Raw genomic sequence first — 22,448 nt, forward strand, 5'->3', positions numbered from 1 at the left:
GGGCGCCCGGGTCGAAGCGCCGCGAGCCGGTCAGCGCCAGCAGGACCTCGCGGGCAAGTCCGGAGGCGAGGAACACCGCCGGGCGGGCGGGCGCGCGCCGGGCCAGTGCCACCGGCAGGAACACGATCCGCATGTCGGTGTCGCCGTGTGCGCGGTGGTGGTGCATGGACGAGGCGGGGACCCAGGCGACCCGGTTGGCCGGGACGACCCAGGTGCCGTCCTCGGTGTGGACGGTCAGGACGCCGCTCGCCGCGTACACCAGATGCCCGCGTGGATGGGAGTGCGTCGGGCTGGTCGAGCCGGACGGCCACAGGTGCGCGCCCCCGGACGGCCAGATCCGGGATTGGCGGGCTACGGGCATGACTCGGCATTCTATCGGTAGGCGGCCACCAGCCCCGGCGGCGACAGTTCAGGACATGCGAACGACGATGCGAGCGGCCGTCTGCGTCCGGGCCGGCGGCCCCGAGGTCCTGGAAATCCGTGAACTGGCGATGCCCGCGGTGCGGGAAGGCTGGAGCCTGGTGCGGGTGATGGCCGCCGGCCTCAACCGGTCGGAGCTGCGCACCCGGCAAGGGCACTCACCGGGCGTCAGCTTCCCGCGGGTGCTGGGGATCGAGTGCGTCGGCGTCATCGCCGACCCGGCCGGCACCGCGCTGCCGGCCGGCACGACCGTCGCGGCGGTGATGGGGGAGATGGGCCGGGCCTTCGACGGCGGTTACGCCGAGTACGCGCTGCTGCCGGACGCGCTGCTCATGCCCGTGACCACCACGTTGCCCTGGGAGGTGCTGGCGGCGCTGCCGGAGACGTACCTGACCGCCCAGGGCGCGTTGGACGCCCTGGGCCTCCAGTCAGGGGATCGGTTGCTCATCCGCGGCGGCACGTCGTCGGTGGGCCTGGCCGCCGCGTCGATCGCGCATGCGCATGGCGTCGAGATCGCGGCGACGACCCGGCGGCCGGAGAAGGCCGCCGCGCTGGCCGCGGCCGGTGCCGACCATGTCCTCCTGGACGGGTCCGGGTCGCTGCGCACGCCGTGGCCCGACGGCCCGAGCCACGTCCTGGAGCTCGTCGGCGCGAGGACGGTCGTCGACTCGCTGCGCCTGGTCCGCCGGGGCGGGACGGTCTGCGTGGCCGGTTCCCTCAGCGGATGGCAGGTCCCGGATTTCGAGCCGATCGCGATGATCCCCTCAGGGACCCGGCTGACCGCCTTCCACAGCGACGACCTCAAGGGCGCCGCGGGTGCGGCCGTGCTCCAGCGGATCGTCCGCAACGTCGAGGCCGGCGTGTACCGGCCGAACATCGACGCGGTCTTCGGCCTGGACCACATCGTCGCGGCCCACCGGCACATGGAGGACAACCGGGCCACCGGCAAGGTGGTGCTGCTGCCCGGCGACGATCACAAAGCGCTGCCGTAGCCGCCGGCCAGGATGTCCGCGGCCTCCCGTACCGAATCCTTACCTAGCGGCATTGACGTTGACGGATGGGTGGCCCCTATCGTAGGGGAAACTCCCTGCCCAGTTGGCGGCCGAGGCGGGACGGCCTTCAGCATGGTGGGAGAGGACTATGGCAATGCAACATCGGCGGCTGAGCAGAGCCGCGGCAGTCGTCAGTCTGCTGGTTGCGGGAGCCACGGGCGCCGCAGCGCCCGGATCCGTTGCGAGCGCGGCGATCCCGGCCCCGCCCGCGGGCTTCACCCAGCTCTGGAGCACCGACTTCGACGGCCCGGCCGACACGGGTGTCGACACCGGCGCCTGGCAGTACGACAGCGGTCCGGGCAGCAGCTTCGGCACCGGCGAGATCGAGACCATGACCAGCAGCACGCAGAACGTGTACCGCGACGGCAGCGGCCACCTGGTGCTCAAGGCGAGGCACGCGGGCAACGACCCGGCCGGCGGCTGGACCTCGGGGAGGATCGAGACCAAGGCGACCTTCGGCGCGGGCGCCGGGGGAGTACTGCTGGTCAAGGCCGCGATCTGGCAGCCGGACGTGACCAGGGCCAACGGCGCGGGTTACTGGCCGGCGTTCTGGATGCTCGGCTCCACGCTGCGCACCGGCACCCCGTGGCCGACGTCCGGCGAGGTCGACATCATGGAGGACGTCAACGGCCGCAGCTCCGTCTTCGGGACGTTCCACTGCGGCACGAACCCCGGCGGCCCGTGCAACGAGTCCACCGGCATCGGCAGCGGCGAACGTGCCTGCAACGGCTGCCAGACCGGCTATCACACCTACGCGGTGCAGATCGACCGTTCGGTCCAGCCGGAACAGATCCGCTGGTACCGCGACGGCACCAACTACTTCACCGTCACCGCGACCCAGGTGCCGGCCGCGACCTGGGCGAACGCGGTGCACCATCCGTTCTTCATCATCCTCGACCTCGCCATCGGCGGCGGCTTCCCGGGTGCGTTCGGCGGTGGCCCGAACGCCGCCACGGCCGGCGGGCACGCCATGAAGGTCGACTACGTCGCCGTCTACCGGAAGTAGGGCTGATCATGTCGTTCCTGACCCGCACCGCCGCGCTCACCTGTGCCGCGGTCGCCGGCACGCTGCTCGCGGCGCCGGCATCCGCCGCGGCGGACTTCTGGGGCCCGACCACGGGCATCCCGGTGTCGAATCGCGTCATGACGTTCAAGGTGCTCAACCGCACCAACGGCCAGTATCCGGACAGCAAGGTCTACTGGACGTTCAACGGCCAGACCCGATCGATCGCCGAGCAGCAGTTCGTCGACGTCCCGGTCATCGCCGCGGCGCGGATGTACTTCCACCTCGGCGCGCCGGACAGCCAGTACTCCGACTTCATCGAGCTCAACACCACGGCCGCGTGGATCGGCGTCAACACCACCCGGGTCGACGGGTTCGGCCTCAAGCTCGCCCTGCGCGTGCACACCAAGGGCGGCCAGGAAGCGACGGTCGGCGAGACCCAGGCCGTCTTCGCGCAGGGCCGCGACTCCACGTTCCAGGAGTTCGTCACCGCGATGCCGGCGCAGTTCAAGCACCTCGCCCAGGCGCCGTTGCGGATCATCGCCCCGAGCCGGTCCGCCGCGTTCCAGCCCGGCGGCCAGTACCAGAACTACTTCAAGAGCTACACGTCATCGCTGGGCTACAACGTCTCCACGAGCGACGTCTTCGGTTGCGCCGGCTCCCTGGCGTCCAACGCGGCCCTGTGTGGCGCCCTCAACCGGCACGTCGCCCAGCTCCCGCAGGCACAGTGGGCCGACGTCGGCCGGTTCTACCAGAGCGCGCCGGCCAACTACTACGCCCGGTTCTGGCACAACCACGCGGTCGGGAACAAGGCGTACGGCTTCCCCTACGACGATGCCGCCGACCAGTCCAGTTTCGTCGCGTTGAACAATCCGCAGTACATGCTCATCGCGGTCGGCTGGTAGGCGCGCAGCCTCTGCCGAAAGGGCGGGGCAGGCCGGTCCTGTCCCGCCGGCGTTGTTGACGACGTGGCCCGCCTCGCCGAAGCCCTGGCGGCGAACTCCCCGTATTCGGCGAGCACGGCATCCCGGCGCTTGCCCGGTAACGGCGCTGTCGATCGGGGCGCTCCTGAGCGTCGATCAGCTGTCGCGTCCGCGGGCGTGTTCCTCCCGCTGCTGGCGGGCCAGCTCCGGCGGCGTCGACCACAGCGCGACGTCGATGGCCGCCATGCCCAGGTCGCGTCGGGCGGCGTTGAGGAATGCCTGCTCCGACGGCTGGAAGGTGCGGAAGCTCAAGTCCGGGACGATGCCGTCCGGGCTGTTCGCCCGGTCGATCGCGAAGCGGAGGACGGCGACGCGAAGCTCGCGGGCCTGCTCCGCGACGTCCGGCGAGCTGGTCACCATGAGCAGGTCCGCGGAGGCGGCCTCGACGGCCTGGCGCAGCGCGGCACCGTCGCCGGACAGCTTCGGCACGACGAGCCGACCGTCCGGCGACCGGATCACATCAACCGGGTTCGCGGGCTGCTTGAGGTAGTCGACGAACTGGCGGCACGCGGTGAGATAGCGCGAATAGGCGCGCCGGAGCTCTTCGCGTTCGCGGTGCCGCTGCTCGGCCTGCGCCTTCTGCCGCTCGTTGCGCAGCGTCAACCATGAACCCAGCCAGACGCCGATCAACGCGACCAGCGGACCCATGACGGCGACGAAGGCATTCATACGGCGGCCACTGTATCGACGGACTCGCGGGTCAAGCCATCGGCCGGTGGTGTCCGATGAGTGACTCGACGATCGCCCTCGACGGGGCGGAGCACGCCCGCCGCCGGCGCATCCACAACCGGTTCTTCGGCCCCGCCGCCAGCGCGCACTACGGCCGCATCGTCGAGCCGATCGCCCAGCGGACCTTCGGTGACCTGGCCGGTCCCGGGCCGGTGGACCTGGTCAGTGCGGCCATCGCCGAGTACCCGATGCAGGTGTTCATGGCGTTGCTCGGCGTGCCGGACGACCTCGGCGCGCAGGGTCTCCGGTGGGTCCGGGCCATCATGGCTCGCCGCGCCGATGGACCCGACGCTCGTCGAGCCGGGCACCGCGGCGTTCGCCGAGCCGGGCACCGCGGCGTTCGCCGAGCCGGGCGAACTGTCGTTCCATTACAGCGCCCGCGGCTTCCCGCAGCACGGGACCGAAGCGTTGTGGGTCCTCACGGCGTAGACACGCGCGGCAGGTCCAGGATCCGGGCGCGGTGGGCAGCACCGCGACCCGGGTCACCGCACCCGAGGATTGCATTGATCGACCATGATGGCTGGTGTGGAGACGCCCGTCGGATCGCGGTTCAGTGTGCTGCTCGCGGGGCTGGTGTGGGCGGTCGCGTCGAGCGCCCTGTTCTGGGTGTACGGGATGCCGCACGTGCGTGCCTCGTTCGGCTCCGGGCCGCCGGCGGGAACGGTCGTCGTCGCCGACTGCTGGGTGGGGCACGACTACGAAGGCAACGAGCTCGGCCGGTCCTGCGACGGTGAGTACACCCCGACCGGCGCGGACCGGCCGTCCGGGATCGAGCGCTTCAAGTCGAGCGACCTGCACCGTCCGGGGACCGTGCGGGAGGTGTGGAGCGCCGGGGGGACCCTGACCGAGCGGTACCCCGGCCGGATGGTGGCCGGGGGCGTGCTCGCGTTGAACGGGGCCATCGTCAGCTGGTCGCCGCTGGTCTGGCTGCTGTCCCCGTACGGGCGCAGGGCGGAGGCGGAGATCAGCGAGCTGGGGATGTTCTTCCTGCTGGCGTGGGTGGTGGTGGGCTGCCTGACCGCCTGCAGTTCGGCGTTCGTCTGAGTGCCGACGGCCCGGTCGCGTCGCGACCGGGCCGTCGGGTTCCGGCCGGATTTACGGGTGCACGGCCGGGCCGGGCTCCTTCTCCAGGTCGACGGCGCCGCCGACCGGCTGGTGCGGTGCCGGCGCCCGGTCGCCGTGGCCGGGCCACCAGGCGGCGTGCCCGATGAGCGCGGTGAACGCCGGCACGAAGAAGAACGACATCACGAACGCCGACAGCACGATGCCGATCGCGACCGCGAAGCCCATCTGCTGCAGGAACGAGATGGGCGCCAGCATCAGCACCCCGAATGTGCCGGCGAGGATCAGGCCGGCCGCGGCCACGGTCGGGCCGCCGTGCTCGACGCCGAGCGCCGCCGCCTCGCGTGGCTCCTTGCCCTCCCGGGCCTCCTCCCGCAGCCGCGCGATCATCAGGATGTTGTAGTCGGTGCCGATCGCGACGACGAACAGGTACAGGATGATCGGCAGCTGGAACGTGACGCCCGGCTTGCCCTGGATGCCCTGGAACACGTACACCGTGGCGCCGAGCGTCGCGGCGAAGTTCAGCAGCACCGCGACCACCAGGTAGATCGGCGCGACGAGGCTGCGCAGCAGCAGGGCCAGGATGATCGCGATCAGTGCGGCGGCCACCGGCAGGATCACCGACAGGTCGCGGTTGTTGGCGGTGTTGATGTCGGCGAACACCGCCGTCGTGCCGCCGACGAGTGCCTTCGTCCCGGCGGGTGCCCGGGCGTGCAGGTAGTCGCGCAGGTCGACGCGGACGAGCTCGATCGCCTCGTTCGACACGGGGTTCATGTTCAGCAGCACGTCGATGCGCACGACGTCCGGCCTGGAGCTGGGGATCGCGTCGCGCACCTGGCCGACGCCGGGCCCGCCCTTGGCCGCGGCCGAGAACTCGGTGATCGCCTGCTGGCTCAGCGGCGATCCGTCGGTGGTGGTCAGGTACACCTCGGTCGGTTGCGCGGCACCGGCCGCGAACGCGCGGCCCAGGTCCGCCTGTGCCTGGGCCGACTCGGTGTCCTGCGGGAAACCGGAGCTGAAGTCGTAGTCGGCCTTGTACATCAGCGTGCCACCGGCCAGGGCGACCAGCACCAGGCCGGACACCACCGCGACGAGCGCCGGCCGGCGCGCGACCAGCGTGCCCAGCTTGCGCGAGATCGTCGCCTTCGGCGGGTGCTGCCACGCCTTGGACGGCCAGAACACGAACCGGCCGAGCTTCGACACGAGCGCCGGGATCAGCGTCAGCGATGTGATCAGCATGACGCCGACCGCGATCGCCAGGCCTGGGCCGAGCGAGCCGAAGAACCCGAGGGAGGCGAGCAGCAGCACCAGGAAGGCGACCACGACCGCGCCGGCCGCCGACGCGATGACCTCGCCGACCCGCTGCACCGACACGATCATCGCGGTCTGCTTGTCGTCGCCGGCGCGCAGCCGTTCGCGGTACCGGAACAGCAGGAACAGGATGTAGTCGGTGCCGATGCCGAAGAGGACGATCAGCAGGATCGTCTGCAGGTCCTGCCCGACGTTCCAGTCCAGGGCCTTGCCGACGGCCGCGATGATGCTGGTGGTCACCTCCATCACGACGCCGATCACGACGATCGGCAGCAGCGCGGCGATCGGGCTGCGGAAGATGACCAGGATCAGGCCGACGATGAGCACGAACGTGGCGATGCCGACGATCGCGAAGGCGCTGTTGAACGTGTCCTCGTTGTCGACGTAGGACGCCACGTCGCCGCCGACGCGGGCGCTGAGCCCGGTGCCGTTGAGGTCCTCGGTGAGTGCGGTGCGCAGGCTGCGGATCGCCTCGAGCAGTGCCGGGTCGTCCGGGGTCGGGGCCTGCAGGCCCACGCTGATGAGCTGGATCGACTTGTCCGGCGCCAGCACCTGCGGCCCGGTGACGTAGCCCTCGGTGGCCTTGATGTTGCGGGCCTTGAGCTTGCCCGCCAGCGTGGTGACCGCGGCACTGTCCTGATCGGACAGTGCGGCGCCGTCGGAGCGTTTGACCACGATCAGCGCGCTCGCGGTGGCCTGCTTGGCGAATGCCGTCTGGGACAGCTTGATCGCCTGGATCGACTCGTACTTGGACGGAAGGAAGTCGCTCTGTTCCGCCGACGTGATGTCACTCAACGACGGCGAGAGCCCGATGATCGCGACCGATGCGACCAGCCAGCCGGCGATCACCCACCAGGCTCTGCGAACGACGAACCTACCCAACCAGCCGAACATTGACGCCTCCCTGCATCGTGGTTTCGAGTTATCGGGTCGACTCGCGATTGAACAGCTTCTTGGCCCAGAGATAGCCGCCGAGCGTGATGGCGGCGCACCAGCCGATGGCGATGACCGCATTGTTCCCGATCGGGGTGCCCATCAGCAGCCCGCGAATCGTTTCGATGAGCGGTGTGAACGGCTGGTACTCGGCGAACCAGCGCAGGGCGGTGGGCATCGAGTCGGTCGGGACGAACCCGCTGCCGAGGAACGGCAGCAGGATCAGCGGCAGGCCGACGTTGCTCGACGACTCGACGGACTTGCTGGACAGGCCGAGCGCGACCGACAGCCAGATGAACGCGAACGCCATCATCACCAGCACACCGGCGAGGGCCAGCCACTCGACCGGGCTCGCCGTCGGGCGGAAGCCGATGAGCAGCGCGACGCCGAGGACCGCGGTGATGGCGAGCACCGCCTGGATGAGGCTGCCGAGGACGTGTCCGGTGAGGACGGAGACGCGCGCTATCGCCATGGTGCGGAACCGGTCGATGATGCCCTCGGTCATGTCCATCGCGACCGAGATCATGGTGCCCTGCACGATGGAGGTGATCGTCATCAGGATGATCGCGGGGGTCACGTAGTTGATGTACTCCGCCCGCCCACCGGCGGCGCCGTCTCCAGCGCCGCCGAGCCCCGCGCCGAGCGTGCCACCGAAGACGTAGACGAACAGCAGCAGGAAGACGATCGGCATCGCGACCAGCATCACCGTGAGCGACGGATACCGCATCATGCGGATCAGCTGGCGGCGCAGCATCGTCGCGGAGTCGGCGAGCGCATAGGACACCGTGCTCATGGCGTGGCCACCTTCTCGGGTCGGGGGTTGCCGGTCTCGGCATCGGGTCGCGGGTTGCCGCCCGCGGCCTCGGGTCGGGGGTTGCCGGTCAGGGCGAGGAACACGTCGTCGAGGTCGGGGGTGTGCACGCTCAGCGAGTCGACCGCGACCGCGTGCGCGTCGAGCCGGTCGATCAGTGCCTTCAGCGCGCCGAGGCTGCCGTCGTGCGGGACCCGCAGCGCGAGCGTGTCGGTGTCGCGGGTCGCCTGGGGCTCCGCGACCCCACGCGACGGCGTCTGGGGCTCCGCGACCCCACGCGACGGCGTCTGGGCCATGGCCCGCTCGGCGGCCTCGAGGTCGGCCGGCCCGGCGAACCGCAGCTCGATGTGGCCGCCGGGGATGCGGCGCTTGAGCTCGCCCGGGGTGCCCTCGGCGACGATCCGGCCGTGGTCCAGCACCGCGATCCGGTCGGCCAGCTCGTCGGCCTCATCCAGGTACTGCGTGGTGAGGAAGACGGTGACACCGCCGGCGACCAGGTCCCGCACGATCTGCCACATGGCGCGGCGGCTGCGCGGGTCCAGCCCGGTCGTCGGCTCGTCCAGGAAGATGACCTCGGGCGACGCGACCAGGGTCATCGCGAGGTCGAGCCGCCGGCGCATGCCGCCGGAGTAGGTGGAGACCGGCTTGCGGGCCGCCTCGGCGAGGTCGAACTGGTCGAGCAGGTCGGCCGCCCGGCGCCGGCCGGCCCGGCCCAGGTGGTGCAGGTCGGCCATCAGGAACAGGTTCTCCTGGCCGTTGAGCAGGTTGTCGACCGCGGAGAACTGGCCGGTGACACCGATCGCGGCGCGGACCGCGTCCGGTGCGGTGCTCACGTCGTGGCCGGCGACCGTCGCGGTGCCGCCGCCGGCCCGGATCAGCGTGGACAGGATCTTCACCGTGGTGGTCTTGCCCGCGCCGTTCGCGCCGAGCAGCGAGAACACGGTGCCGCGCGGGACGTCCAGGTCGATGCCGTCGAGCACCACGTGGTCGCCGAAGGACCGGCGCAGGCCGGTCGCCGTGATCGCCGGCTGGGATGGCGTGGTCATGGGGGTATCCCTTCGAGAGGTCAGGTGCGGCGGATGCTGATGTCGCCGAAGCTGGTGTGCGCGTGGACCTCGACGGTCTCCTCGGACTTCTCCGGTCCCTGGTCGATGTCGGTGAGCTCGTTGCGGACCCGCCCGTGTCCCGTCTTCAGGTCGAGCCACGCGGCAGTGCCCTTGGCGACCCCGACCGCGAGGTCGCCGGAGGCGGTGACCAGGGTGACCGACTCGCGGGCGACCCGGCCGACACGGATCGCGCCGTTGGAGGTCTTCGCGTCGACCCCGGCGTCGGCCCGGTCGACGGTGATGGTGCCGTTGGCCGCGCGCGCCCGCAGCTGGCCCGTGACGGTGCCGATCTCGATGGGCCCGTTGGAGCTCTTGATGACGGCGGCGCCGCGGATCTCGCCGATGCGCACGTCGCCGCTGCCGGTGGCGACCTCGGCATCGCCGGCGACGGTGCCGGCGGCGACGTGGCCGACGGTGTCCGCGTGCAGGTGACCGGTCTGGTCGAGCCGGAACCGCCCGACGGACGACTTGAACCGGCAGTCGCCGAGCGCGCCGGTGCTGTCGATGTCGCCGACGGTCACGTCACCGCGCACCGAGGAGCCGGTCGGCAGCTCCACCAGCACGGCGATCGACCGGGTCTTCTTCGAGAAGTCGAACATCCGCGACTTCGGCCCGCGCACGGTCAGCGTGCCGTTGGCGTATTCGACCCGGGTCTGCTGCGCGGCCTGCACGTCGGACTCGTCCGTGTCGTCGCTCGGGCGCACCTCGACGACGGTGTCGGTGCGGTCGCCGGCGACGAGGCGCAGCTCGCCGACGGTGATGTCGATGATGACGGAGATCGGCTCCGGGGTGGCGAAAACAGGCATGGTTGTCCCCTTGCATTGGGTTCTGGAAGGCTTTTAGCGGGCCCAGCCGGTGTGGTGCTGCGCGCCGGGCTTGCCGCGGCGTTCGGAGGCGTGGTCGCGGTCCGAGGTGCGCAGCGCGACCACGGCGGCCCGGGCCAGCCACGCGTTGACCGACCGGCCCTCCTTGCCGGCGGCCTCCTCGATCGCGGCCTTGAGCTGCTCCGGCAGCCGGACGTTGATGCGCGCCGTGGCGCCGTCGTCGTAGCTCGCGCCGTCGTCGGCCGGTGCCGCGCCGCGGCCGGCGTCCTCGTCCCGCGGCTGCTGCGCCGGGGGCGCGGTGACGACGAACTCCGGGTCGCGGCCGCGCAGGCGCACCTGGACCGACCCGGGGACGAGGTCTCTGGTGATCTCGTCGGCGGCGGCCGACAGCGCCTCGAGCATGGCGAGCCGGATCGCCGACTCCATCGCGACGGTGAGCCGCTCGATGGACGCGGTGCCGCCGTCCGCACCGGTCTCCGCGGCCGTCAGCAGCTCACGTCCGAGCGAGGCCACATACGGGTTCAGGTCCATGGCACAACTATGGCACGCAGTGGTGCCACTCGCAAGCAATCTGGCTCAGTTTGGCGCAACGTGGCTCAGGTTGGCACCGCGTACGCTGGCCGACGTGCAACGTCCCGCTTACCTGGCACCACTCGTGGTCCCGGTCGACCCGGTCGAGCCGGAGCGCGGCGACACGGAGGACGTCTACCTCCCGGACGCCGGCGCCGGACGCCGGCCGGCGGTGGTGCTGGTCCACGGCGGACCGGTGCCGGCCGGGCGCCGGCCCACGCCGCGGGACTGGCCGGTCTATCGCGGTTACGGCTCGCTGCTCGCCGGCCGTGGTGTCGTCGCCGTGACCGTCGACCATCCGCTGCACAGCCTCGACGACTACCCGCGGTCCGCGGCACTGCTCCACGAAGCGGTCGAGCGGGCCCGCGAGCACCCGCGCGTCGACGGCGACCGCATCGCACTGTGGTGCTTCTCCGGCGGCGGGCCGCTGTGCGCCGGCTGGCTGCGTGATCCCCCGTCGTGGCTGCGCTGCGTCGCGCTGACCTACCCATGGCTGGGCAGCTCCGTGCTGGAGCCGAGCTTCCGGCCGGTCGGCGCGGTCGAGGCGGTCGGTGCGGCGGCCGCGACCGGCGTGGCCGGTGCGATGCGGGCCAACGCCCTGCCGATCGTGCTCACCCGGGTGGGGCTGGAACGCCCGGACATCGCCGCCACCGTCGCGGAATTCGTGGCCGCGGCACGGACCGCCGAGGCGGACCTGACCATCATCGACGTGCCGGCCGGGCAGCACGGCTTCGACACCCTCGACGACACCGACGCCTCGCGGCACGCCGTCACGCAGGCAGTCGACCGCGTGCTGGCGACGCTGCGCTGAGCGGCGTCACCAGCACGTCACAAAGCCGTGCCTCAGCGCTTCGCCTCCGGCTCAAGGAACTCGAGGCGGTTGCCCAGGGGGTCGAAGGCGTAGAAGCGGCGGTGGCCCGGGAAGTTGTCGTCCCAGTCGACGCCGACGCCGGCGTCGGTCAGCCGCTCCGCCAGGGCGTCCAGGTCGGCGACCAGCAGCCCGGGGTGGGCCTTGCGGGCGGGGACGAAGTCCTGCTCGACGCCGAAGTGCAGCTCCAGGGCGCCGCCGCGGAACCAGCAGCCACCGCGGGCGGCGAGCACCGGCGGCTTCTCCAGCTCCGTCATCCCCAGGACGTCGCCGTAGAACGCCCGGATCTGGGCCTCGGCGCCCGGCGGGATCGCCAGCTGGGTGTGGTGCAGGCCGTTGAACTCGAACATCGTGCCGGGCTCCTCTCGTGGTGACCGGCTACCGGCGGCGCAGGAGCAGGACGATGAACACGACGACGGCGGCCATGGCGAGGATGCCGATGCCGTACAGACCGACGTTCCACGGTTTCGTCGCGACGAGCATGCAGGGCCCTTCGGTCGGCGGATGATGCCAATCGATGCGACCTCAGGCTAGCGGGTCAGCGCGTCGCAGGTTGCCCCACGCGGTGGATGCCGGTGAGGGTCTCGACCCGGTCCTGCGGCATCGGCTCCTCGAGGACCTGGTGCGCTTCGGCCGATGCGTGCAGCAGCACCCGGTCGGTGGGGGTGACGACGATGCCGACGTGGTGGACCGGGCGCCCGGGGCGGGCGAAGAAGTACAGGTCGCCGGGGTGCTCGGTGCCCGGGGCGACGGGCGTGGTCGCGGCCGCCTGGTCGTGGGCGTCGCGGGGCAGGCGCACCCCGAGCCGGCGCCACACCAGGTGGACCAGGCCGGAGCAGTCGATGCCGGGCGTGGACAGGCCGCCCCACACGTACACCGCGCCGAGCAACCGGCGGGCCACCGCGAGGACCTCGTCGCCCGTCGGCGGGCGGTCCGGCACCGGCGCCAGGTCATCGGCGGCGGCCCAGAGCGTGCGGCCGGCGACGCCGACGGGCAACCAGCTCCCGGCCGCCGCGCCGACCGGCGGCAGCCGGGTGCCGAGCACCACGCCGGGCAGCACGACCCGCCCGCCCGGGGCGTCGCGCAGGGCGGTGGTCGTGGCGTCGACCACCAGCGGCTCGGCGCCGTCGGAGGCGGGAGCGGTGAGCTGGGCGGTGCGGACCCAGCCCGGATAGCCGCGAGGGTCGAGCTCCGGGGCGGGCTGGCCGGTCGCGACGACCCGGGACCAACCGTCCGGGCGGGACTCCTCGACCTGTACCGGATCCCCCAGCAACAGCTGGGTGACGACGCCGCTGCCGGTCTGCTCGGTGGGGGTCATCGCCGCGATCCACGCGCCGATGTCGGGGGAGTCCAGCAGGGCGGCCGCATCGCTGGGCCGGGTCCGGTCCGGGGACGACCACAACGTCGCCACCGTGACCCCGACTGCCGCGTGTCTCACAGGTCCTCCAGAGCAAGGGTGACGCCGAGACCGGGACGGTCCGGCAGCTGGACGTGGTCGCGCTCGTATCGCAGCCCGCCCCGGACCGGCGAGGACGCGAGCCACCACACGGCGTCGAGGTCGGACACGGCGCTCGTGCCGTAGGCGGCGGCGAGGCTCGCCGCGGCGCCGACGCCGACCTGGGTCTCCATCATCGAGCCGATCAGCGTGCCCATGTCGTGCGCGGCGGCGAGCTCGAGGAGGGTGCGGGCGGGACCGAGGCCACCGGACTTGGCGAGCTTGACGTTGACCAGGTCGGCGGCGCGGCGGCGGATCACCTCGACGAGGTCGCGGACGCCGAACACGGCCTCGTCGGCGAGGATCGGCACGCCGACGCGGTCGCTGACCCAGGCGAGCCCGTCGAGGTCGTGCCGGGGGACCGGCTGCTCGACGAGCTCGACGTCGAGGCCGGCGTCCTCGATGCCGCGGATGACGCGGACCGCCTGCCGTGGGGTCCAGCCCTGGTTGGCGTCGAGGCGCAGCAGCACGTCGGGGCCGACGGCGGCGCGGATGTCGCGGACCCGGGCGATGTCGGCCGCGGCGGCGTCGCGCTCGCCGGCGCCGGGCCTGCCGACCTTGACCTTGAGGACCCGGAAGCCCTCGTCGACGCGGGCGCGGGCGGCGGCGGCCAGGGCCTCGGGCCGGTCGGCGGCGAGGGTGACGTCGGTCGGCACGGACAGGGCGACGCCGCCGAGGTAGCGCACCAGCGGCACGCCCAGCCGGCGGGCCGCGAGGTCGTGCAGGGCGACGTCGACGGCGGCCTTCGCGCCTTCGTTGTGCTGCACCGCGCGCTGCACCAGCCGGCCGTTGCCGGCCACGTCGTCGGCGTCGCGGCCGATCAGCAGCGGGCCGAGGATCTGCTGGACGCAGGCCTCGGCGCCGGCGACCGAGCCGCCGGTCACCTGCCACACCTGTGGCGCCTCGCCGTACCCCGCATCGTTGCCGTCGGTGATCGAGACCAGCAGCGACTCGGCGGTCGTGGCGCGGCGCAGCGCGGTGACGAACGGCGTGTGGAACGGCGCGGACACGCGGTGCGTGCGCACCTCCTTGATGATCACACCAGCACCTCCTTGATGGTCACGCCAGCACCTCCTTGATGGTCACGCCAGCACCTCCTGGACGGTCACAGCAGCTCCTTGCGGGCGTCCCAGGCGAGTCGGGACAGGCGGGCGATCACACCGTCCGGGGCGCCGGTGGTGCAGACCGCGAGCACGTACGGCGGCTCGCCGGCGGGCAGGACCACGCCGGCGGCGTGCCGCACGCCGGTGACCCAGCCGCTCTTCTGCGCGACCCGGGCCCCGCCGGGCACCTCGATGGCGAGGTCTTCCTGGGCGGCGAGCACGTCGAGCATCTCGGTGCACGACGCGGGTTCGGCGACCGAGCCGGTCGCGATGCCGCCCAGTAGCCGGGCGAGGTCGGCGGCGGTGACCGTGTTGTCCAGGTCGACCGGGTCCTCGATGCCGCGGGCGGTGACGCTGCCGGTCGCGCCGGCCGCTCGCCACGCCCCGGCGACCGCGGGCAGTCCGATCAGGCCGATGAGCAGGTTGGTCGCGAGGTTGCTGGACCGCACGATCATCCGGCGGGCCAGCCAGCGTGCCGGGGCGGAGGATCCGAGCCGCCGCCACACCTCGTCTTCGTTGTCGTAGCCGGGATCGCAGGTGTATCGGGAGCCGCCGACCGACGCGAAGTCGTTCACCACCGGCACCGGTGCGTCCAGGTCGAGGAGGCCGGCGTCGGCCGCCCGGTGCAGCGCGACCAGCACGGCGACCTTCATCGTGCTGGCGGCGTAGTGCGGCGCGTCCGGCGAACGGGTGTACGCCGGTGGTGCGCCGAGGCGCCCGAGGGACACCGAGACCAAGCCCGGTGTCCCGTCGAGCGCCCCTTCGAGGAACGACAATGTCACTGCTTCACGTAGGCGTTGGTGACCGCGACGCTGCCCCAGATGGAGTCGATGAAGATGCCGCCGACCTTCGAGCCGTGGATCGTGAACATCACGTCGACGTACAGCGGCACGACCGGCGCGTACTCCTTCATGATCTTCTCGTCGAGCTTGCCCCACTCGGGGCCCTGCTCGCCGACGGGCAGTGCGAGGACCCGGTCGAACTCGGCGTTGAGCGCGGAGGCGTTGAGGTAGGACGCGCCGTTGTTGCTGCCGCCGTCCTTGATCGCCCGGCCGTCGTAGAGGACCGGCAGGATCGACGCGCCGCTGGGCCAGTCCGCGCCCCACGACCCGATGTACAGGTCCCAGGGGTTGTCCTTCTTCTTCGTCTCGTCGAGGAACGTGTCCGCGGCGATCGGCTTCAGTGTGATCTTGAAGCCGGCCTTCTCCAGGTTGCCCTTGAGGTGGGTGCTGAGCTCCTGGTAGGTCGAGTCGTCCTGGAACCCGAGGACCAGCTCCGGGGTCTTGCCGCCGAGGAGTTCCTTGGCCTTGTCGGGGTTGCCGCTCTTGCCGGCCGGGTAGGCCTCGTAGTCCTTCCAGCCGATCGTCGCCGGCGGCATGAGCGTGGTCACGGCGCGGGCCACCGTGTCGCCGCCGAGGGTCTTGACGACGCCGTCACGGTCGATGGCGTAGTTGAGCGCCTGGCGGATCTTCAGGTCGGTGACCTTGTTGTTGTTGATGGTGAGGGTGTACTCGCTGGGCGTGGGCTCCTGCAGCGTGCGCGCCTTCAACGCCGGGTCATTGACCACTTTGGACACCAGCGAGGAGTCGACGCCGTTGAACGACACGGCGCTCGCGTCGGCGCCGCTGTCGGCGATGATGCGGTTGGTCTGGGTGACCGGGTTGGCGCCGAACTCGTAGACGTACGCGTCCGGGTACTGGTGGCGCATCGCGTCGGTCGCCGGGTCCCAGAACGTGTTGCGCTCGAACGTGAGCCGGGTGCCGGCCTCGTTCTTGGTGAGCTTGTAGGGCCCGGAGGACAGGGGCTGCTTGTCGTAGTCGGTGCCGGTGTCCTTGGCCGGCGGCAGCGGCGCGGTGGCCGGCAGCGACGCCGCGAACGGCAAGTCGCAGTGCGGCTTGTTGAACACGAACTTCAGCGTCTTGGGGTCCGGGGTGCTCAGCCCCGGCGGCAGGGACGTCTTGTTCGCCGCGAAGTTGAACTTGGTGTCGAACTGCGGCGAGTCGGCCAGCCACTCCTGGATGTAGGTGGGGCCGCCGGTCAGGGCCAGGTCGAAGGAGCGGGCGATGCCGTAGGCGATCTCCGCCGACGTGATCGCGCTGCCGTCCTCGAACTTCACCCCGTCCTTGATCTTGAATTCCCAGGTCTTGCAGTCCTTGTTGACGTCGGTGCCGGGCGTCTCGGCCAGGTCGCCGACGAGGACCACCTTGCCCTTGCCGTCGTCCTTGTACGTGGTGAGCCGCCGCGCGTACAGCTGCGAGGCGGTCAGGCCGACGAACGAGTACACCCGCTGCGGGTCCAGGTGCGAGATCTTGCTCTGCCGCAGGACCGTGACGGTCCCGCCCTTGGCCGCGCCGGGGACCTCCGCGGCCGGGCCCTTCGAGTCCTTCGGGTCGGTCGCGATCGAGCCGGTGGCCTGCCGGTTCTCGGTCTTCGCGTCGTCGTCGGTGCGCTTGTTTTCGCTGCAGGCGCCGAGACCGGCGACGAGCGTCAGCAGTATCAACGCCGTCAAAGGTTTTCGTGGCATGTCGTTCTCCCTGGGGTTCACCGCAGCCGGACGCGCGGGTCGATGATGGTGTAGAGCACGTCGACGACGAGGTTGGCGGCGACGATGAAGGCGGCCGCGATCAGGACGGTGCCCATGATCGTCGGCAGGTCCCCGTCCTTGACCGCGTCGATCGCGGTCCGGCCGAGGCCGCGCAGGCCGAACGTGGTCTCGGTGATGACGGTCCCGCCGAGCGCGGCGCCGACCTCGACACCCGCGGTCGTCACGAGCGGCGTGATCGCGGCCCGCAGCGCGTGCCGGCGCACAACCGTGCGGCGCCGCAGCCCCTTGGCCTCGGCGGTGCGCACGTAGTCCTCGGACAGCGTCTCCAGCATCTGCGCGCGGGACAGCCGGGCGTAGACGGCGGAGAAGAGCACCGCGAGGGCGCACCACGGCAGGATCAGCGCCGTCGCCCAGTCCCACGGGTTGTCCAGGATCGAGGTGTACCGCGGGTACGGCAGGACCTTCAACGTGTAGACGAACGTCAGCAGCAGCACGCCGCCCACGAAGTACAGCTGCAGCGACGCCCCCGTCAGCGACAGGCCGATCGCCAGGCGGTCGAAGACGGTGCCCAGCCGGAGGGCGGACAGCATGCCCAGCCCGATGCCGACCGTCAGCCACAGGATCGAGGCCGGGACCACGATGCTCAACGTCACCGGGATGACCCGGCCGAAGGTCTCCGTCACCGGTTCGCTGTTGACGTAGGAGTAGCCCAGGCACGGCGCGTCGCAGTGCCCGCCCTGCGAGGCGCCCAGGTCGCGGCCGGCGAAGATGCCCTGCACGTAGTGCAGGTACTGCAGGTACTTCGGGTCGTTGAGCCCGAGCTCGTCGCGGACCCGCTCGAGGCGCGCCGCGTCGCAGTTCTTCGGGCACATCGCCGTCGCCGGGTCGCGGGGCAGCGCGAAGAACATCAGGAACGTCAGCACGCTCACCGCGAACAGCGTGAGGATCGCCAGCAGGATCCGCCGGATCAGGAAGTTCAGCACGGCGTCACCTCGTCATCGACTTCGGGTCGAGCGCGTCCCGGACCGCGTCGCCGAACAGGTTGAAGGCCAGGACCAGCACGAAGATCGTGACGCCGGGGAAGAACACGTACGCCGGGTCGGTCTGCAGGTAGTTGAGGCTGCGGAAGATCGTGCGCCCGAAGTCCGGGGTCGGCTCCAGCATCCCGATGCCGAGGAACGACAGTGCCGCCTCGCTGGTGATGTAGGCCGGGATCGACAGCGAGAACACCACGATGATCGGCGCCCACAGGTTCGGCAGCAGCTCCTTGAACAGGATCCGCGAGGTGCGCGCGCCGGTGGCCCGGGCCGCCTCGATGAACTCGCGTTCGCGCAGCGAGAGCACCTGCCCGCGGACGAGCCGGGCGGTGGCCGTCCAGCCGAACGCGGCGAACAGCCCGATCAGCACGATGACCCGGAACCAGCCCGGCACCGCCTCGCGGGGGCCGTAGAAGGCCAGCTCGAGGGGGCGGATCAGGGCGAGGGTGAAGATGAGGAACGGCAGGGCCAGGGCGACGTCGGTGATCCAGTTGATGATGCCGTCGACCCAGCCGCCGAGGTAGCCGGAGACGATGCCGGTCAGCACGCCGAGCGTCGTGGTGACGATCGCGGCCGCGAACGCGATGCCCAGTGAGGTGCGCATCCCGTAGACCATCTGGATGAACAGGTCGCGGCCGAGGCCGGGCTCGATGCCGAACCAGTGCGTGCCGGAGACGCCGCCGGCCACCCCGTAGGGCATGCCGTAGCGGTCGAGGTCGTCCTTGAACGAGTCCTGCGGGTCGATCCCGTAGCCGAGCTCGATCAGCGGGGCGGCCAGCGCGACCACGATGAGCAGCGCCGACACGATGCCGCTGACCAGTGCGGTGCGGTCGCGTCGCAGCCGGCGCCAGACGGCCTGCCCGAGCGACCGCGCGGCGATCGCCTCGTCGTCCCGGGCCGGTGGCTCGTCCTGCTCCACCCGCTCCGCGTCTAACGGCACCACGCTCATGCCATCCCACCTCCCCAGCATCGACGGCAGCGACTGTAGGTAACCGTCGTACGCCGACGATACGGTGAAGGTAATCTACGAACCCGTCGCCGTCATCCGGCGCTTGTAACGACTCTGCAAATCCTGCACCCCGGTCACCGGCGCGAAGAGTCGGTCGAAACATGCATGAAACAGGTCAATGCGGTGGCGGTCGCTGTAGGTTACCCACATGTTGGAGCAACTGACCGCAAGGTATTGACGTCAAAGATTCCTGTGCGGCACGCTGTGCCGAACCACCCGTAGTCAGGAGGTTCGATGCGCCGTCGTCGCCGCCCCTTCACCCCGACTGCCACGCTCGGCGCCGCGATGCTTCTCGCGCTGAGTGCCGCCGTCCTTCCCACCGGCACCGCAGCCGCCGCCGAAACCGACGCACGCCAGGCCGAATACGCCTCGGCGTCCACGGCCTGGGGCGTGCCGCAGAGCGTCCTGCTCGGCGTGTCCTACCTGGAATCGCGCTGGGACACCAACGGCGGCGCGCCGAGCACCAGCGCCGGCTACGGCCCGATGCACCTGACCGACGCGGCCACCCTCGCCGCGGCGGCCCACCACGAGAATGACGCCCGCGGGGACGACTCCCGGGCCCCCAAGACCGTCCAGCCTGCCGCCACCGCGACCGGCCCGGCATTGCGGACGTTGCAGCGCGCCGCCGAGCTCACCGGCACGGCGGAGCAGACCCTGCGCACCGATCCCGCGGCCAACATCCGCGGCGGTGCGGCGCTGCTCGCCGGGTATCAGCGCGACGCCGGCGGCCCGGCCGGCGCCGGCAGCGACCCGGCCGCCTGGTACGGCGCGGTCGCGAAGTACAGCGGCGCCGACACCACCGACGCCGCGGCCGCCTTCGCCGACGAGGTCTACGCGACCCTGCGCGACGGCATGGCCCGCACCACCGACGACGGGCACCCGCTGAACCTGGCCGCGCAGCCCGCCATCAGCCCGGTCCGGGCCTGGCTGGACCGGCTCGGCCTGCGCCGGCCGCCGGCCCGCCCCGACGGCCTGGAATGCCCGGTCGACATCTCGTGCGAGTGGATCCCGGCACCCTACGAGCAGTACGGGCCCGGCGCCGGCGACTACGGCAACCACGACCTCAGCGAGCGCCCGCAACGGCAGCGCATCGAGTACATCGTCATCCACGACACCGAGGCCACCTACGACACCACGCTCAACCTGGTCCAGGACCCGGAGTACGTCAGCTGGCACTACACGCTGCGCTCCGTCGACGGGCACGTCGCCCAGCACGTGAAGACCAAGGACGTGGCCTGGCACGCCGGCAACTGGTACGTCAACGCCAAGTCCGTCGGCCTGGAGCACGAGGGCTTCGCCGCGCAGCAGGGCGCCTGGTACACCGAGGCGATGTACCGCTCCTCGGCGAAACTGGTGCGGTACCTGGCCGCGCGGCTGGCGATCCCGCTGGACAGGCAGCACATCATCGGCCACGACAACGTCCCCGGCACCGTGCCCTCCACCGTGCGCGGCATGCACTGGGATCCGGGCCCGTACTGGGACTGGAGCCACTACTTCGACCTGCTGCACGCGCCGTTCATCACGTTCGGTACGTCCAAGACCGGGCTGGTCACGATCGACCCCGACTACGGGACGAACCAGCCGCAGTACACCGGCTGCACCGGTGCCGCGAGCAACCCGTGCCCGCTGCACGGCTCCTCGCCGGTGCTGCTGCGCACCGCGCCGTCCCAGGACGCGCCGCTGCTGAGCGACATCGGCCTGCGCCCCGGCGGTGAGCCGGCCACGATGCAGATCTCCGACCACGGTGCCCGCGCCGCGGCCGGGCAGACCTACGCCGTCGCCGGCCGGCAGGGCGACTGGACCGCGATCTGGTACCTCGGCCAGAAGGGCTGGTTCTTCAACCCGCCGTCCCGTCCGGCGGCGAAGTGGTCGACCGGCCTCGTCGTCACCCCGAAGGCCGGCAAGGCGAGCATCCCCGTCTACGGGCGCGCCTACCCGGAGCAGTCCGCGTACCCGGCCGGCGTGCCGTACCAGGCGATCACCCCGCTGCAGTACACGTTCAGCGCCGGTCAGCGGTACACCCTCGGCGGCATCGTGCCCGGCGAGTATTACCGGGCCGTGACCTTCGACGGCTCCGGCCCCGGTGACTGGACCGTCATCCGCGGCCAGAACAAGTACGCACAGGTCCAGTTCGGGCACCGCGTCATGTTCGTGAACCTCGACGACGTGCAGATCCTGCCGTCGTTCATCGCGCCCCCGGAGGGGTCATGAGACGATCCGCAGCCGCCGTCGTGCTCGCTGTAGCCATGGCGTTCATCGCGCCCGCGACCGCCGCGACCGCGCATCCCGTCACGCATGACGAGCAGATCACGTTCAACCGCTGGCAGACGTTCCCGCAGTGGCTCAGCGGGAAGTCGGAGGGCACCTGGGCGGTGCCCGGCCGCACGTCGTACCTGAGCATCGGCCGGGCCGCCGGCACCACGTCGTTCACCGACCCGCACACCGGCACGACCGCCGACTGGGAGTACGCCACCTGGACCTCGCCGCAGCGGCGGATCGGGTTCGGCGCCAGCGAGCTCGTCGCGTCCTGGAACGCCGACACCCCGGCCGGCACCTGGCTGCAGGTCGAGCTGGAGGGCACCTACACCGACGGCCGCCAGACCCCGCGGTACGTGATGGGCCGCTGGGCCTCCGGGGACCAGGACATCCGGCGCGCCACCGTCGATGATCAGAGCGACGGCGTGTCCTCGATCTGGACCGACACGTTCTCCATCGACGACGCCTCGGCCGGGGTGCTGCTGCAGTCCTACCGGCTGCGCGTCACCCTCTACCGTCAGCCCGGCTCCCGCGCCACCCCCCGCGTCTACCAGGTCGGCGCGATGGCCTCCAACGTCCCCGACCGGTTCACCGTCACCCCGAGCGCCGGGCACATCGCCTGGGGCCGCGAGCTGGCCGTGCCGCGCTACTCGCAGAACATCCACGAGGGTCAGTACCCCGAGTACGACGGCGGCGGGGAGGCCTGGTGCTCGCCGACGTCGACGGAGATGGTCGTCGAGTACTGGGGCCACCACCCGAGCCCGGCGGACCTCGCCTGGGTCGACCCGTCCTACGCCGACCCGCAGGTCGACCACGCCGCTCGCAGCACCTACGACTACACGTACCAGGGCGCCGGCAACTGGCCGTTCAACACCGCCTACGCGGCGAGCTACGGGCTCACCGGCATCGTGACCCGGCTGCACTCCCTGGACGAGGTCGAACGGTTCATCGCCGCCGGCATCCCGGTCGTGACGTCCCAGTCGTTCCTCGCCACGGAGCTCACCGACGCGAACTACTCGACCTCCGGGCACCTGTTCGTCGTGGTCGGCTTCACCGCCACCGGCGACGTGATCATCAACGACCCCGCGTCGTCGTCGAACGATGCGGTACGCAACGTGTACAAGCGATCGGAGTTCGAGCAGGTGTGGCTGCGTACGAAGCGGTACCGTGCGAACGGCACCGTGGCCTCCGGTAGCGGCGGCGTCGCGTACATCATCGCCCCCAGCTCGAAGCAGCTGCCGCGAGTGCCCGGATCGGACAACTGGTGAAAATTCGTCTTCTGCTGGCATTACTGCTGGCTGGTGTCTTTGTCTCCGCTTCGCCGGCCTCGG

The 22,448-nt window shown here is 71.3% G+C and carries 22 protein-coding genes; 8 read left to right on the forward strand and 14 right to left on the reverse strand.

Translation table 11 applies throughout. The features are described from left to right. A partial coding sequence (locus Dsi01nite_RS15875; protein ID WP_203846915.1) for an AraC family ligand binding domain-containing protein occupies nt 1-361 on the reverse strand: 361 nt, incomplete at its 3' end. 55 nt (nt 362-416) lie between these two features. Here Dsi01nite_RS15875 and Dsi01nite_RS15880 point away from each other — a divergent pair. From Dsi01nite_RS15880 to Dsi01nite_RS15890, 3 genes are all read left to right on the forward strand, one after another. After that, a complete protein-coding gene (locus tag Dsi01nite_RS15880) occupies nt 417-1,412 on the forward strand; it encodes a zinc-binding dehydrogenase (RefSeq protein ID WP_203846916.1) in 996 nt (331 codons plus the stop codon). Nucleotides 1,413-1,560: 148 nt separating this feature from the next. Further along, entirely contained in the window at nt 1,561-2,478 is a 918-nt protein-coding gene (locus Dsi01nite_RS15885; RefSeq protein ID WP_239135920.1) for a glycoside hydrolase family 16 protein, read from the forward strand. An 8-nt stretch (nt 2,479-2,486) separates the two neighbouring features. After that, the gene (locus tag Dsi01nite_RS15890; protein WP_203846917.1) at nt 2,487-3,380 is read left to right on the forward strand and encodes a glycoside hydrolase family 64 protein; all 894 of its coding nucleotides are present in this window, start codon (nt 2,487-2,489) and stop codon (nt 3,378-3,380) included. Between the two features lie 174 nt (nt 3,381-3,554). Here Dsi01nite_RS15890 and Dsi01nite_RS15895 read toward each other — a convergent pair whose 3' ends face one another. Continuing rightward, nucleotides 3,555-4,127 carry a hypothetical protein gene (locus tag Dsi01nite_RS15895; protein WP_203846918.1) on the reverse strand — a complete coding sequence of 191 codons (573 nt, stop codon included), beginning with the start codon at nt 4,125-4,127 and terminating at the stop codon, nt 3,555-3,557. A gap of 339 nt (nt 4,128-4,466) precedes the next feature. Between Dsi01nite_RS15895 and Dsi01nite_RS15900 the strand changes: the two genes are divergently transcribed. Beyond that, nucleotides 4,467-4,616 (forward strand): hypothetical protein, encoded by a 150-nt coding sequence (locus Dsi01nite_RS15900; protein ID WP_203846919.1) that lies wholly within the window; start codon nt 4,467-4,469, stop codon nt 4,614-4,616. Nucleotides 4,617-4,712: 96 nt separating this feature from the next. Then, nucleotides 4,713-5,231: a hypothetical protein gene (locus tag Dsi01nite_RS15905; protein WP_203846920.1), complete on the forward strand. Its 519-nt coding sequence runs from the start codon at nt 4,713-4,715 to the stop codon at nt 5,229-5,231. A gap of 51 nt (nt 5,232-5,282) precedes the next feature. On the opposite strand, the gene Dsi01nite_RS15910 is transcribed toward Dsi01nite_RS15905, so the two are convergent. From Dsi01nite_RS15910 to Dsi01nite_RS15930, 5 genes are read right to left on the reverse strand one after another with little or no spacing between them, the layout of a single operon-like run. Beyond that, entirely contained in the window at nt 5,283-7,454 is a 2,172-nt protein-coding gene (locus Dsi01nite_RS15910) for an MMPL family transporter (protein WP_203846921.1), read from the reverse strand. 28 nt (nt 7,455-7,482) lie between these two features. Beyond that, nucleotides 7,483-8,286 (reverse strand): ABC transporter permease, encoded by an 804-nt coding sequence (locus Dsi01nite_RS15915; protein WP_203846922.1) that lies wholly within the window; start codon nt 8,284-8,286, stop codon nt 7,483-7,485. After that, complete coding sequence (locus Dsi01nite_RS15920) at nt 8,283-9,350, reverse strand: ATP-binding cassette domain-containing protein (RefSeq protein ID WP_203846923.1); 1,068 nt, start codon at nt 9,348-9,350, stop codon at nt 8,283-8,285. The genes Dsi01nite_RS15915 and Dsi01nite_RS15920 overlap by 4 nt, the downstream gene beginning before the upstream one ends. A gap of 20 nt (nt 9,351-9,370) precedes the next feature. Continuing rightward, on the reverse strand, nt 9,371-10,216 hold the full coding sequence (locus Dsi01nite_RS15925; protein ID WP_203846924.1) for a DUF4097 family beta strand repeat-containing protein: 846 nt from the start codon (nt 10,214-10,216) through the stop codon (nt 9,371-9,373). Nucleotides 10,217-10,249: 33 nt separating this feature from the next. Beyond that, nucleotides 10,250-10,765: a toxin-antitoxin system HicB family antitoxin gene (locus tag Dsi01nite_RS15930; RefSeq protein WP_203846925.1), complete on the reverse strand. Its 516-nt coding sequence runs from the start codon at nt 10,763-10,765 to the stop codon at nt 10,250-10,252. 94 nt (nt 10,766-10,859) lie between these two features. Between Dsi01nite_RS15930 and Dsi01nite_RS15935 the strand changes: the two genes are divergently transcribed. Continuing rightward, a complete protein-coding gene (locus Dsi01nite_RS15935; protein ID WP_239135921.1) occupies nt 10,860-11,615 on the forward strand; it encodes an alpha/beta hydrolase in 756 nt (251 codons plus the stop codon). Nucleotides 11,616-11,647: 32 nt separating this feature from the next. Here Dsi01nite_RS15935 and Dsi01nite_RS15940 read toward each other — a convergent pair whose 3' ends face one another. The 7 genes from Dsi01nite_RS15940 to Dsi01nite_RS15970 all read right to left on the reverse strand — a co-directional run bounded on the left by Dsi01nite_RS15940 (nt 11,648) and on the right by Dsi01nite_RS15970 (nt 18,801). Continuing rightward, on the reverse strand, nt 11,648-12,022 hold the full coding sequence (locus Dsi01nite_RS15940; RefSeq protein WP_203846926.1) for a VOC family protein: 375 nt from the start codon (nt 12,020-12,022) through the stop codon (nt 11,648-11,650). Nucleotides 12,023-12,210: 188 nt separating this feature from the next. After that, nucleotides 12,211-13,110: a C40 family peptidase gene (locus tag Dsi01nite_RS15945; RefSeq protein WP_239135922.1), complete on the reverse strand. Its 900-nt coding sequence runs from the start codon at nt 13,108-13,110 to the stop codon at nt 12,211-12,213. Then, entirely contained in the window at nt 13,107-14,207 is a 1,101-nt protein-coding gene (locus Dsi01nite_RS15950) for a mandelate racemase/muconate lactonizing enzyme family protein (protein WP_203846927.1), read from the reverse strand. The genes Dsi01nite_RS15945 and Dsi01nite_RS15950 overlap by 4 nt, the downstream gene beginning before the upstream one ends. 65 nt (nt 14,208-14,272) lie before the next feature. Continuing rightward, the gene (locus tag Dsi01nite_RS15955) at nt 14,273-15,052 is read right to left on the reverse strand and encodes a serine hydrolase (RefSeq protein WP_203846928.1); all 780 of its coding nucleotides are present in this window, start codon (nt 15,050-15,052) and stop codon (nt 14,273-14,275) included. Next, complete coding sequence (locus Dsi01nite_RS15960) at nt 15,049-16,794, reverse strand: ABC transporter substrate-binding protein (protein WP_203846929.1); 1,746 nt, start codon at nt 16,792-16,794, stop codon at nt 15,049-15,051. The genes Dsi01nite_RS15955 and Dsi01nite_RS15960 overlap by 4 nt, the downstream gene beginning before the upstream one ends. A 17-nt stretch (nt 16,795-16,811) precedes the next feature. Next, complete coding sequence (locus Dsi01nite_RS15965) at nt 16,812-17,798, reverse strand: ABC transporter permease (protein ID WP_203846930.1); 987 nt, start codon at nt 17,796-17,798, stop codon at nt 16,812-16,814. 4 nt (nt 17,799-17,802) lie between these two features. After that, nucleotides 17,803-18,801 (reverse strand): ABC transporter permease, encoded by a 999-nt coding sequence (locus Dsi01nite_RS15970; protein ID WP_203846931.1) that lies wholly within the window; start codon nt 18,799-18,801, stop codon nt 17,803-17,805. Nucleotides 18,802-19,095: 294 nt separating this feature from the next. Between Dsi01nite_RS15970 and Dsi01nite_RS15975 the strand changes: the two genes are divergently transcribed. Together Dsi01nite_RS15975 and Dsi01nite_RS15980 are read left to right on the forward strand one after the other, a co-directional pair. Beyond that, entirely contained in the window at nt 19,096-21,072 is a 1,977-nt protein-coding gene (locus tag Dsi01nite_RS15975) for an N-acetylmuramoyl-L-alanine amidase (RefSeq protein ID WP_203846932.1), read from the forward strand. Further along, nucleotides 21,069-22,385, forward strand: coding sequence for a C39 family peptidase (locus tag Dsi01nite_RS15980; RefSeq protein WP_203846933.1), 1,317 nt, complete (start codon nt 21,069-21,071; stop codon nt 22,383-22,385). Before Dsi01nite_RS15975 ends, Dsi01nite_RS15980 begins: the two co-directional genes overlap by 4 nt. The last annotated feature ends 63 nt before the right edge of the window (nt 22,386-22,448 follow it).

It is taken from the genome of Dactylosporangium siamense (assembly GCF_016862795.1).
Classification (GTDB): domain Bacteria; phylum Actinomycetota; class Actinomycetes; order Mycobacteriales; family Micromonosporaceae; genus Dactylosporangium; species Dactylosporangium siamense.

Excerpts from the sequence above, each read along its gene's own strand:
- Dsi01nite_RS15880 (WP_203846916.1), top strand. The coding sequence starts at position 417 with ATGCGAACGACGATGCGAGCGGCCGTCTGCGTCCGGGCCGGCGGCCCC.
- Dsi01nite_RS15885 (WP_239135920.1), top strand. The coding sequence starts at position 1,561 with ATGGCAATGCAACATCGGCGGCTGAGCAGAGCCGCGGCAGTCGTCAGT.
- Dsi01nite_RS15890 (WP_203846917.1), top strand. The coding sequence starts at position 2,487 with ATGTCGTTCCTGACCCGCACCGCCGCGCTCACCTGTGCCGCGGTCGCC.
- Dsi01nite_RS15895 (WP_203846918.1), bottom strand. The coding sequence starts at position 4,127 with ATGAATGCCTTCGTCGCCGTCATGGGTCCGCTGGTCGCGTTGATCGGC.
- Dsi01nite_RS15900 (WP_203846919.1), top strand. The coding sequence starts at position 4,467 with ATGGACCCGACGCTCGTCGAGCCGGGCACCGCGGCGTTCGCCGAGCCG.
- Dsi01nite_RS15910 (WP_203846921.1), bottom strand. The coding sequence starts at position 7,454 with ATGTTCGGCTGGTTGGGTAGGTTCGTCGTTCGCAGAGCCTGGTGGGTG.
- Dsi01nite_RS15915 (WP_203846922.1), bottom strand. The coding sequence starts at position 8,286 with ATGAGCACGGTGTCCTATGCGCTCGCCGACTCCGCGACGATGCTGCGC.
- Dsi01nite_RS15920 (WP_203846923.1), bottom strand. The coding sequence starts at position 9,350 with ATGACCACGCCATCCCAGCCGGCGATCACGGCGACCGGCCTGCGCCGG.
- Dsi01nite_RS15925 (WP_203846924.1), bottom strand. The coding sequence starts at position 10,216 with ATGCCTGTTTTCGCCACCCCGGAGCCGATCTCCGTCATCATCGACATC.
- Dsi01nite_RS15930 (WP_203846925.1), bottom strand. The coding sequence starts at position 10,765 with ATGGACCTGAACCCGTATGTGGCCTCGCTCGGACGTGAGCTGCTGACG.
- Dsi01nite_RS15940 (WP_203846926.1), bottom strand. The coding sequence starts at position 12,022 with ATGTTCGAGTTCAACGGCCTGCACCACACCCAGCTGGCGATCCCGCCG.
- Dsi01nite_RS15960 (WP_203846929.1), bottom strand. The coding sequence starts at position 16,794 with ATGCCACGAAAACCTTTGACGGCGTTGATACTGCTGACGCTCGTCGCC.
- Dsi01nite_RS15970 (WP_203846931.1), bottom strand. The coding sequence starts at position 18,801 with ATGAGCGTGGTGCCGTTAGACGCGGAGCGGGTGGAGCAGGACGAGCCA.
- Dsi01nite_RS15975 (WP_203846932.1), top strand. The coding sequence starts at position 19,096 with ATGCGCCGTCGTCGCCGCCCCTTCACCCCGACTGCCACGCTCGGCGCC.
- Dsi01nite_RS15980 (WP_203846933.1), top strand. The coding sequence starts at position 21,069 with ATGAGACGATCCGCAGCCGCCGTCGTGCTCGCTGTAGCCATGGCGTTC.